Raw genomic sequence first — 2,430 nt, 5'->3', positions numbered from 1 at the left:
AGACGTTGTACCAAATAACTGAAAGACGGAGCAATATGGAGTGAGTTGTAGTAAGAGGCTCACCCTATATGAAATACATCTCATCAACTCAGGCGCAAGCAAGATATGGTTATCATCCCAAGACATTGGCACTCCGGGGCGGATGAGGAAAAGATTAAATATATCAGGACTCAACAGCGGTCTACTGAAGGTATTTAGTTAGCTCACTCGAAGGTTTAGTTAAATTAAGTCCTGACAGAAAAGTTGTCTTATATTGTCGAATTTCAACACATTCTCAAAAAGATGACTTAGAAACTCAATTCATAGAGTTAAGCCAGAAAGTCCCTGACGCAGAAATTATCAAAGAAATTGGCTCTGGGTTAAACTTCAAACGCAAAAAGTTTCTAATTCTAATGCAGAAAGTAGCTGACTCTTAAGTATCAGAGATATTTGTTGGGCATAAAGATAGGCTATGTCGTTTTGGGTTTGACTTTGTAGAGTGGTTTTTTCGCCTTAATAACTCCAAGATTACCGAAGAAGAACGAAGATGTCAGTTGTCAGGAGCTCCGTTTGACTCCTGTACGACTGGCGGATGAGTCCAGGTTTAAAGCCCCTACTTGAAAGTAGGTCGGGATAGAATTGCGTTGCCACCTTATTTGAAACCCCCGGTACAGAGCGTGGGGTATTCTGAGTTCCTAGCTGCGGTTCTGACTCCTTTTCATCATTCTGAAACATGAAGCTCTATCTCGACATCAAGAACTAATGCAAGATTTCATGTCAATAATGCACTGCTTTAGCTCCAAGTTGTACTTTCCCTTGAAAATACAAGGAACAAATCAAAACAGACTCGGAAACTCGGAGCAATACGGTGTATAATGAAGCAGGTCGATAACAGAGAAACTTACATGGCACTATATCCTAAAAAAGGATTTGCAATCGAGACGAAAACCGTCAGGTTTACCCTAATTCGTAACGGAATTGATTTCGCTGAAACCAAGCAAGCTTTTAACGATTTAGTGCTCTTTTATTTCTCTGTTGTCGCTACTCACCCAGAAGGCATAGTCAAAGCCGACGAGCATTACAAGATTTATGAAGGACTAACAATACCTGAGAATGCTCAATACCCATTACCTTTTGATGTCCCTCAATTATTTCGACGTGCTGCTATTAAGAAAGCTATTGGCGCTTACCAATCTTGGAAGACCAATTACGATAAGTGGACTAATAGACCAAAGCGTCAAAAACGGCATCGTCCACCAGTGCAACCACGTTCCTTTAATTTCAACCCAACCTATTATGCTGGGATGTGGAAAGAAGACACTGGAGATAGCATTCTGCTCAAAATTCGCAGAGATAATGCATGGGTGTGGATCAAGTTTCAGTATCAAGGTTATGACTTTGAAGAGGACTGGGTTAAGGCATCACCTACGATAACTCTAAAAGGAGATAAAACATATCTTGATTTCACGATAGACAAGTACGTTCCAGCTACCGGAGGACTAAAAAAAGTAATCCAAGAGCCTGGGTTACATATTTGCTCTGTGGATTTAGATCTAGACGGGAATATTGCTACTTGCAGCATCCTAGAAAGCAAAGATAACGGTTTGGTAAACGAGATTAGCCGAATGACTGTTCCTAGTCATGCCAAGCACGTCAGTCTTAGGAAGCGTGATTTAGGGAAAGTTGCGGTAGCGATGAAAAAGACCGGAGTTGTTGATAGAGGATTCGCATCTAATCGTTTTGCAAAAATATCTCGCACAGAGCGCAGCGAGGGATTAAGAATCGCTAATATCATCATTGAATTTGCTCATCGTCATGGATGCAAAGTCATTGTGTTTGAACATCTTGGCAACCTTAAACCTAAGCGCGGTAAATACTCGCGTAGATCCAACACCAAACGTGCTTACTGGCTCAAAGATAAAGTCGTTCAAAACGTTAGGAGAATTGCTTATCAACGTTATGCCATCCTAACTGCAAGAGTTAACCCAAAAGATACGTCCCGACTTTGTGCGGTTGACGGAACAGAGGTTTGGAGAGGAAATCATTACCTGCCAACACTTCTAGAATTCTGCTCTGGCTACAAGTATGGTGGCAAGTGTTATGCGACGGTTACGGGTTGGCGCGGTAACTCTGGTTTAAATGCTGCAAGAAATATCGGGCTTAAGTTTCTAGCCCGACAATTTGATCAGCCAAGGCTCGTCTTAGAGCGCAAGGCACAAAGAAAAAGCCTTCTACCCGTAAGGGTTGGGTTTGATAGGATTACAAGCAACAGTGGCGGCTAACCACTCCTAATCCTATCAAAGGTGATGTGTACTCGCCTACTCTTTCTCCTACCATCCTACGCCCGTTTGGTTGAATCTACGATTCTTGATCTCAACGAAGCGCTCACAGAGCAGATTTTGAACCCAAAAACTATGGTTGACACCGTTTAACTACGTTTCGGGACTACAC

The 2,430-nt window shown here is 42.2% G+C and carries 1 protein-coding gene and 1 pseudogene; both read left to right on the top strand.

Features of this window, described 5'->3' with window-relative positions; all coding sequences use genetic code 11:
- Window positions 1-254: 254 nt before the first annotated feature.
- Window positions 255-416: pseudogene (locus tag ACM0OZ_RS48465) on the top strand (IS607 family transposase); the annotation flags it as partial.
- A gap of 438 nt (window positions 417-854) precedes the next feature.
- Window positions 855-2,261 (top strand): hypothetical protein, encoded by a 1,407-nt coding sequence (locus tag ACM0OZ_RS48460; protein ID WP_414590093.1) that lies wholly within the window; start codon window positions 855-857, stop codon window positions 2,259-2,261.
- Window positions 2,262-2,430 lie beyond the last annotated feature (169 nt).

This window comes from Scytonema sp. PCC 10023, assembly GCF_963920835.1.
GTDB lineage: Bacteria > Cyanobacteriota > Cyanobacteriia > Cyanobacteriales > Nostocaceae > Kalymmatonema.
The sequence above is the reverse complement of the archived record's forward strand: the minus strand, read 5'-3'. Positions and strand labels throughout refer to the sequence as shown.